The organism is Sphingomonas populi (assembly GCF_004208535.1).
GTDB classification, from domain to species: Bacteria; Pseudomonadota; Alphaproteobacteria; order Sphingomonadales; family Sphingomonadaceae; genus Sphingomonas; species Sphingomonas populi.
On record NZ_SGIS01000079.1, the window covers coordinates 1 to 7642 of the forward strand.

Here is a 7642-nt window from a genome sequence, read left to right on the forward strand (position 1 = left end):
CCGCCAGAACGGTTGATGACCTCTGGCGCATTATCGGCCAATCTATCGACGAATTCACCCCCGCAGAGTGCAAAAACTACTTCGCTCACTGCGGATATGATGCTTTTTGATCGAAAAATGCTCTAGCTTTACATGGTCGGGGCGCGCGCGACTGCTGCTGACCGGCCCGGACGGACAGCGCCGGGCCGGTGCCGCGATCGGCGGACCGATCATCGACGGGCAGGTCGCCTTCCGCATCGCCGGCGAGATCGCACGGAGCGATGGCCTCGTCTATAATACGACGCTGCATCGGGATGGCGACCGGCGTGTATCCGAGACGCTGCGCGGCAAACTGCTAGTGACGCCGGATGTGCTGCCGAACCTGCGGATCGGGGCGACCTATCTTCACGACCGCCATCAGCGCGGGACATATCAGACCGAATTCGACGCGCCGTACACGCCGCGCGACCGTATCTCGACCGAGGATTTCGGGTCCGTTCTGACAGTGAAGAGCGACATCGCGACGCTGGAAGCGGGTTACGACCTTGGCAGTGGCTTCAATATCAGCTCCGTGACGAATTACAGCAACATCCGTAGCTCGAATGTTTACGATCAAGATCGCACCGCAACGCCGGGGCAGGTCGGGCAGGTGACGAATCCCAGCAAGACGTTCCAGCAGGAACTGCGCCTCAGCGTGAAACGCAGTTGGGTCCAGGGCCTGGTCGGCGCCTATTATCTGCGAAACGACAATCGCGCTTATTTCTACGAGTCGCGCCAGAATCTCGGCCTGCGACGCCTCGGCATTGATCAGGTTCTGCTCGGACGGGGATTGCCGCAATCGACGGTCGATACCGTTCTCAATCTCTATGGCGGCGCTGTGCCGATCAGCAATAATCTTCGCCAGCCACGGCTTACGAAGAACTATGCGGGATTTGCCGATCTGACGTTTCCGATCACCGACGGGCTCCGCCTGATCGCCGGGCTGCGTTATGATCATGAAAGTCAGGATCGCGGTGCCACGCAGAACGTGACCATTACCGTTCCGCTACCCGATCCGGGTACTGTTCCGGCCGGGCTTGCGCCTATCGTGACACAATTAACGCTTTGCTGGTCGCAACCGCAGCGAACGCTACAAGTGTACAACCTGTGCGCACCGTCACCTATCAAGCGTGGCTGCCGAAGGCCGGTGTGACCTATGGCGTTGCACGCGACGTGTCGCTGAGCGCGACCGCGCAGCGCGGCTATCGCGCGGGCGGTTCCGGCTTTAACCAGCAACGTGGCCAGCATTTTGAGTATAATCCGGAATATACCTGGAATTACGAGCTGGCTTTGCGATCGCAGTGGTTCGATCGCCGGCTGACGGTGAACGCCAACGTCTATTATATCGATTGGCGCGACCAGCAGGTTTCGGTCCAGCTTACGCCAGGTTCCGTTTTCGACACGCAGGTCATCAACGCCGGAAAATCTCGCCTGTACGGTGCAGAGCTGGAACTGAGCGGTCGGCCGACCCGTCGACTGAATCTGTATATGGGCGGCGGTTACAGCAGCACCAAGTTTGAGGATTCGCCGTCCTCGGCGGGCCAGTTGTTCCAGTTCGTTCCGGGCAACCAGTTCGCCAACGCGCCGCACTGGACGGTGTCGGGAGGGGCAACATGGCAACATCCGACCGGTCTGTTCGCCAACGTCAACGCCAATTATCGCAGCGGGTACTTCCAGGATATTGTCGATCAACCGGCTATAGCGCCTGCGCGTGATATTGAAGGGCGGACATTGGTAAACGCCAAAGTCGGATGGCAGGGACGGCATTTTGGTGCATTCCTCATCGCCAGTAATATCTTCGACGTGGTCAAACCTACTCAGAGCTTCGTCGATTTCGACGGCAGAACGCGGGGAGCGGTCAGTGATCCGCGGATCCTGGGACTGAGCTTTGAAGGACGGTTCTGATGCCAGCTTCGGATTGAAGTCACAGGACGCGTCGCGATCCTGTTTATGCCCGGCCGTGCGACGCCCAGCCGCTTCATCTCGCGGTATACGGTCGATCGGCCAATGCCGAGCTGCCGCGCTGCCTCCGCGGGGGAAACGCTCGCGGCGATCAGCTTGAGCGCCGCGCTCACCTTGTCGCCATCGAGAGGCTGCCGCCGCCCCGGCAGTTTGCCCCGTGCGCCGCAAACCCCTCAATACCGCACGCAAGGGTTAATCACGCAACTGCGACCGGCGCTTCGGCGTTGGATGTGGAATCAGGCAGGGGGCGGCGTCGGCTGCCCCCTGTCGAAATCCGTTCAGAAGGATCTAGGAGATACGCGATGTCCCGTTTTCTGTTCTTGATCGCATCGATGCTTTGCGTAGCGCTCGGTGCTACTTCGCCCGCCGCGGCGCAGGGCGTGTTCAATCCCGGCACGCTAACCGTTTCGCTCGGCATGGACGTCAATACCCAGGCTGAGGAGAGACGGGCACGAACAGGACGTTTTGACGAACCGGCACCCCGCCACGCCGCCCGCGTCAATCTCACCTACCGACCGGACGCAGCGCGGCGCCACAAGAATTTTGCACGGTTCGTCGCTAAGGCCAGCCAGATCGACCCCGCTGATGGGGCGCAGGTCAAGCAGATGATCACCGGCCAGGATGTCATCGGCAAGCTTCAGGCGGCGATCAGGCCGTATGGCATGTCGATCAACAATGTCGCCGATGCGGCGGCGGTGTATCTGGCGTTTGCGTGGCTCGCGACTCGCGCCGAGGATCGCGATCCGACGCGCGCCGAGATGACCGGGCTGCGCACCCAGATGGCAGCGGCGATGGCGGCGTCGCCTGCGTTCGCCACAGCCTCCGATGCGGTGAAGCAAGAAATGGCCGAAGGCAATCTGGTCCAGGGCCTGATTGTCGGCAAATTCGGGGCGATGGCGAAGAAGAATCCAGCGCTCCGGCCCAAGGTGCGGGCGCTCGTCGCGCAGGGTGCCAAGAGCGCTTACGGCTTCGACCTGCTGTCGCTCAGCCTTACCGCGCACGGGTTGCGGCAATAGGCCATCAACCCTTGGGACGGGCCTGGAAAAAGGAGAGATCACATGTCTCGTTTTCGTATGTTCCCCGCGCTTGTGCTCGGCCTCGCTTCGTTGTCCGCCGCCCCCGCTGCTGCGCAGGAGATCAGCGGCGTGTTCGATATGAGCCAGTTGACCGGGACGTTTGCCATGGACGCGATTACCCTGGCCGAAGAGAAGCGGTCGGGCACCGGGCGATATGCCAATTCGCAGCCGCGTCGCGCCGTTCGTGCCGCGCCAATCGCCCGCTCCAACCTCACCTATCGTTCGGACGCAGCGCTGCGCCAGAAGTATTTCGCGCAGTTCGTCGCCAAGACGCGGCAATCCGACCCTGCCGGGGCGGCGAAGCTGCAGCAAGTGCTCGCCAACGAAAACGTGATCGGCAAGATCCAGGCGGGAATTGCGCCGTACGGCATGTCGACCAACAACGTCGCCGATGCGTCGGCGGTCTATCTGGCCTATGCTTGGATGGCGACGCGCGCAGACGACCGCGACCCGACACGCGCGCAGATGCTCGGGCTTCGCAACCAGCTCGCCGCCGCAATGGCGACCAATTCCGCCTTTGCCAGCGCGAGCAACGCGGTGAAGCAGGAGGTCGCCGAGGCCAATTTGATCCAGGGCCTGATGGCGGGGCAACTCGCCGCGCTTGCCAAGCAGGATCCGGCAGTGCGCGGCAAGATCCGCGCCGCCGTCGCACGCGGCGCGAAGGCGACCTATGGCTTCGACCTGCTCTCGCTCAACCTGACCGACCAAGGGCTGCGGCCATGATGATCGACCGCGCACGCGTCGGCTAATCGTTGCGATTATGGCGTTGGCGGGGGCGATGCGGCAGATGTGGTGCCAGCGAAGCAATGGAGGCTGCGATGAGCATCGCGATCAGAGTGAATGCACCGGGCATCGGCAAGGTCGTCGATCTCGCAATGGCGAGCCCGTCCGAGCGCAAGACCGATTGGCCTGCGCCGCGCAGGATTCCGCGACCGAGACCCAGTCGCAGGGCCTCGCCCAGTCCCGCACCTCGCTGGACCGGCTGCTCGACACACCGGGACCGCTCGATCGCTTTGCAGCGCGCGGTGACGGCGCACGGAATGGGAATTCGGCATGATCACGGGAATCGACCGGATCGGCGCGGTGCCGGCGGCTGGCGGCTGGCGGCTTTGCAGACCGGATCATGCCGGACCGTGTCGAGCAGCATCTTGTGGAGCGTGGCCAGTTGCTGGCGCATCGTTAGCGTTGCGAGCGGGCCATGGGTGTTTCGCTTGACGGAGCACGCCCGGCGTTCAGGGTCGATCTATCATGTAGGTCGGCTGGTGGTGTTGGCGCAGGGCGACGACGACCGAAGCGATGTCGGCATACGCCTGGTTTTCGATGAAGGCATCGGTTTCGGGCCCGGGACGTGGCGGTCCCAGGACTGGCAGGCCCTTGTCGTTTTTGCTGTAGATGAAGATCGGCAGGAACAGGCCGAAGAGCCTGTTGTCGACATCGAGAATATCACCCCATTCTTCCCGATTGAAATCGACGGCGTCATAGAAGCCTTGGCACCAGGGGCGTGGGTCGATACCGCCGCCAGGCTTTGCGGTGAAGCGGGGCGCGAAATCTTCGGGGCGCTCGCTCAGAAGGTTCGAAATACGGTTGTGGTGCGCGGTTACGGCGCCGAGCACGGCGGATTCTGCGGGCGTCGGATTATGCCACGCCCTGGCAGTGAGTCCGAGTGCCGCAAACATCGGGATAAACGGGTTCGGCAGCCTGGGACCAACGACGCCTGCGGTCAGAAAGCCATCGAGCGCAGGCAGCGTCCGGACCAGGGGGCGACGACGAGCACTGGAGTTCAGCCAGATCTCGAGCTTTGCGTCCGGCATCACAGGGCTAACGCTCTTCATCGACGCCGTATCGCTCAAGCGGCCATCTCCAGGGAAGCCTGTGTTTGCCGAGGTTTCCAATTCCATGCGAGGAGCTGGTCAAGCTCGTTGCTCTTGACCTCGCCCGATACGATCCGCGTCAGCACGTCATTCAGCCACGTATAGGGATCCAGTCCGTTGAGTTTCGCGGTCTGGAGCAAGGACGCCAAGATTGCCCAGCTCTCGGCGCCCCCGTCGTTGCCGGCGAACAAACTGTTCCGCCGACTGATCCCAATCGGCCGCATTTGCCGTTCGATCATATTGTTATCGACCTCGATCCGACCGTCGTCGAGAAACCGGGTCAGACCGGGCCAATGGCCATGCGCATAGCGGATATCTTCGGCGAGCGCGGATTTGGCGGACACACGCTCAAGCGTATCATCCAGCAATTGTTTGAGTTCGGCCATTAGCGGCTTGGTCTTTGCCTGCCGAACAGCGTGCCGATGCTCAGCGCTCGTGCCCCGGATCTCCGCTTCGATCCGGTACACCCTGCCGAGCAAACCGATGAGTTGTGCGGTGATCGTCGACTTTGTACTCTTGTGCAGATCGACAAAGCGCCGCCGCAAATGCGCCAGGCAGAAGGCGAGTTCGATCGTCCCGGCGTCCCGACCAGGGGTCTCGAGCGCCTTGTAGGCGGTATAGCCGTCCACCTGCAGAATGCCTGCGTAATTCTCCAACTGCGTAGAGATTGTCGCATGGCTGCGGGAGCGGGCATGGGCATAGCAGACGGCCGGAGGCGCCGGACCTCCCCAGGGTCGATCATCGATACCGTGCGCCCAAAATTGATCGATCCGCAATTTCCCCTGCCCGGGGTCAAGGACGGGGAGCCGTGTTTCGTCCACATGGATCTTCGGTTGTTTATGGAGGAAGCGCCATTGGCAGTCATAGAGGCCCTGAAGCCACCAGGCGGTTCGGCGGATCCAGCGAACCATGGTGGAGCGGTCAATCCTGACGCCGTGTCCCGCAAGCATCTGGGCTTGCCGGTAGATGGGCAGGTACCAGGCAAAGCGCTGCGTCACGATCCAGGCGATGAAGGATGTGGTCGCCATACCACCATCCACCAGTCGCGGCGGCGCTGGCGCCTGGACGATGCTGGTTTCGCAGTGGCGGCAGGCATATTTTGGACGGACAGTGGCGATAACGCGCAGCACGGCAGGCACGATATCCAGCACCTCGCTGACATCTTCGCCAATACGGTGCATGTCGCCCTGGCAGCAGGTGCACTGCGTGCTCTCTGGTTCGACGACATGGGTGACCCGCGGAAAATGCTTCGGCAAGCCACCGATGTTGCGCCGTGCCTTACGCGTCGTCCTTTGAGTGGGGCTGTCGTCGTTGGCAGGCTCATGATGGAGAACCGGACCCAGGTCACCCAGGTCAAGGCGCTCCTGGGCATCGAGGACGATGCTTGCCTTTTCCGAGCGCGACCCGAACAACATGGCCTTGAAGCTGACCAAAAGTTTGTTGGCAGCCTCAAGCTCCGCCTTCAATTCGACGATCTTTTGCCTTGCGGAGCATAGCTCCGTGGCCAGATCTGGAAGGTCGGTCGACACCCGGATTTTATAGCCGAAGACGCTCCGGAAGCCCAGCAATTTGGCGTTTCAGCCTGCCAGCTCCGGCTTTTTCACCGGTATTTCGTGGAGCCTGGTCCAGTCCATTCCGCCGAGCAAAAGGGTCATCTGAGCATGCGTCAGCGTGATCACGCCGTCCCGGACAGGCGGCCAGACGAACCTGCCGGATTCCAACCATTTTGTCGCGAGGATCATGCCTGACCCGTCGAAATGGATGAGCTTCATGCGGTCCATCCGTCGCTTTGATCGGAACACGAAAACGTCACCGCAATATGGGTCTCGCGACAATGCCTCCGAAACCAGCGCCGTCAACCGGTTTATGCCGGCTCTGAAGTCGATCGGGTCTGTTACGAGCACAACCTTGAGGTCGCCCCGCGCTCCAATCATTGGCCGCGAAGCGCAGCGAAGACGATTTGCAGGGCGCTGCCGTCGATAACGCCGCGAACATGGACGCGCGCTCCGCCGATCTCGATCTCGATGCCGTCAGCCTCACGCGGGGGCGCAACGCTGCCCTCAACCGCCAAGGGGATGATGGAGATCGGTTCAAACGCACCCCGATCTCGCGCCGTGCGCCTCCAATAATGCAAGAGCCCCAGGCTCACGCCGTGGCGTCGGGCAACAGCCGAGACGTTTGCTCCCGCTTCAAAGCTTTCGGCGGTAATCCGCGCCTTCTCCCGGGGATCCCATCGCCGGTTAGCCCGCTGGGAGACGAGTATCGTACCACCCAAATCTGGGCTCGTACCGTGCGCCACACCATGCCAATCCGTATTCGCACCCTGTGACGCATGGTGCGAACTCCCGTCAGCATCGTGCGCATCCTCGTCAAATGTCATATCCATCCCCTCAGACCAGGGATCTTTCCTCGCGCGATGCCGTGCTGCCGTCCATGTGGGGTGCTCGCAACGCTAACGGCGCATCACCCGCCGCACCGTCAGCAACGGCTCGACGATCGCCGCCAGTCTGGGAAACCCCTCGACCAGGTGACGGATCCGGGCCTCATAGCCGATCGTGCTGACGACACCGACCTTGAGCCCGAAGTTGCGTAACCGTCCGATTGCTACCGCGGTGTTCGGTCCTTGAGGCGTACGGCGAGCTCAGGGTCATCGATGAAAGCGTCAAGGAATTCGCGCCAAGTTTTGGTCGTGAGACGCGCTTCGCTCAGCATGTC

General features: G+C 61.8%; 9 protein-coding genes. 4 read left to right on the plus strand and 5 right to left on the minus strand.

Annotated elements, in window-relative coordinates:
* The first annotated feature begins 106 nt into the window (after window positions 1-106).
* Together EWE75_RS26110 and EWE75_RS26115 are read left to right on the plus strand one after the other, a co-directional pair.
* Complete coding sequence (locus EWE75_RS26110) at window positions 107-1171, plus strand: TonB-dependent receptor domain-containing protein (protein ID WP_130160432.1); 1065 nt, start codon at window positions 107-109, stop codon at window positions 1169-1171.
* Window positions 1126-1923, plus strand: coding sequence for a TonB-dependent receptor (locus tag EWE75_RS26115; RefSeq protein WP_165388508.1), 798 nt, complete (start codon window positions 1126-1128; stop codon window positions 1921-1923). Before EWE75_RS26110 ends, EWE75_RS26115 begins: the two co-directional genes overlap by 46 nt.
* Here the strand turns inward: EWE75_RS26115 and EWE75_RS26385 are convergent.
* Window positions 1836-2093, minus strand: coding sequence for a helix-turn-helix domain-containing protein (locus tag EWE75_RS26385; RefSeq protein WP_427915819.1), 258 nt, complete (start codon window positions 2091-2093; stop codon window positions 1836-1838). The two genes, EWE75_RS26115 and EWE75_RS26385, sit on opposite strands and share 88 nt — an antisense overlap.
* Window positions 2094-2282: 189 nt before the next feature.
* Between EWE75_RS26385 and EWE75_RS23210 the strand changes: the two genes are divergently transcribed.
* Together EWE75_RS23210 and EWE75_RS23215 are read left to right on the plus strand one after the other, a co-directional pair.
* Entirely contained in the window at window positions 2283-2996 is a 714-nt protein-coding gene (locus EWE75_RS23210) for a DUF6683 family protein (RefSeq protein WP_130160434.1), read from the plus strand.
* Between the two features lie 42 nt (window positions 2997-3038).
* Entirely contained in the window at window positions 3039-3779 is a 741-nt protein-coding gene (locus EWE75_RS23215; protein ID WP_130160435.1) for a DUF6683 family protein, read from the plus strand.
* A gap of 509 nt (window positions 3780-4288) precedes the next feature.
* Here the strand turns inward: EWE75_RS23215 and EWE75_RS23220 are convergent.
* Genes EWE75_RS23220 through EWE75_RS23235 form a run of 4 tightly spaced genes read right to left on the minus strand, consistent with a single transcriptional unit; the run spans window position 4289 to window position 7307 of the window.
* Complete coding sequence (locus EWE75_RS23220; RefSeq protein ID WP_206364861.1) at window positions 4289-4906, minus strand: UPF0149 family protein; 618 nt, start codon at window positions 4904-4906, stop codon at window positions 4289-4291.
* Entirely contained in the window at window positions 4903-6456 is a 1554-nt protein-coding gene (tnpC, locus tag EWE75_RS23225; protein ID WP_427915820.1) for an IS66 family transposase, read from the minus strand. Before tnpC ends, EWE75_RS23220 begins: the two co-directional genes overlap by 4 nt.
* Before the next feature lie 48 nt (window positions 6457-6504).
* Window positions 6505-6861, minus strand: a complete 357-nt coding sequence (gene tnpB, locus EWE75_RS23230; RefSeq protein ID WP_130160436.1) for an IS66 family insertion sequence element accessory protein TnpB — start codon at window positions 6859-6861, stop codon at window positions 6505-6507.
* The gene (locus tag EWE75_RS23235) at window positions 6858-7307 is read right to left on the minus strand and encodes a transposase (protein WP_165388509.1); all 450 of its coding nucleotides are present in this window, start codon (window positions 7305-7307) and stop codon (window positions 6858-6860) included. The genes tnpB and EWE75_RS23235 overlap by 4 nt, the downstream gene beginning before the upstream one ends.
* Window positions 7308-7642: the final 335 nt, after the last annotated feature.